A 615-nucleotide genomic window follows, 5' to 3' on the forward strand; every position below is an offset into this window, starting at 1 on the left:
GGCTCACCTGGCCGGTGGCTATCCCCTCCAGCGCCAGTTGATCGCCGCGCCCTGAATTTATCGACTCCACGATCGTGTCATTGCCGTCGCCCTGTGCATAATGGTAGCTGTCGCTGCCCTCTCCGCCGTTCAGGTAGTCGTCCCCTTTACCACCGCGCAGCGTATCCGCCACGTTCGAGCCGATCACCCGATCGTCTCCCGCCGTCTGCGACTCCGCGATCAGCCGCGCCCGGATATCTGCCTGACTCCACGCCGTGCCGTCGTCAAACACCACCGTTTCCACACCCCGGTTAAAGTAATTATCGAACTGGTTTTTCAGCAGGATCGTCCCCGCATCCGCCGCCCCTTCCGCACTCGCCGCAATATGCAACGTCACGTCATTGCCGCTGCGCGTCAGGCTCACCTGGCCGGTGGCTATCCCCTCCAGCGCCAGTTGATCGCCGCGCCCTGAATTTATCGACTCCACGATCGTGTCATTGCCGTCGCCCTGTGCATAATGGTAGCTGTCGCTGCCCTCTCCGCCGTTCAGGTAGTCGTCCCCTTTACCACCGCGCAGCGTATCCGCCACGTTCGAGCCGATCACCCGATCGTCTCCCGCCGTCTGCATCGACGCGA

General features: G+C 62.6%; 1 protein-coding gene. It reads right to left on the reverse strand.

What is annotated here, in order from left to right; all coding sequences use genetic code 11:
• On the reverse strand, window positions 1-615 hold a 615-nt coding region (locus tag BIY29_RS19960; RefSeq protein ID WP_276310308.1), incomplete at both ends, for a calcium-binding protein.

It is taken from the genome of Brenneria alni (assembly GCF_003666245.1).
GTDB classification, from domain to species: Bacteria; Pseudomonadota; Gammaproteobacteria; order Enterobacterales; family Enterobacteriaceae; genus Brenneria; species Brenneria alni.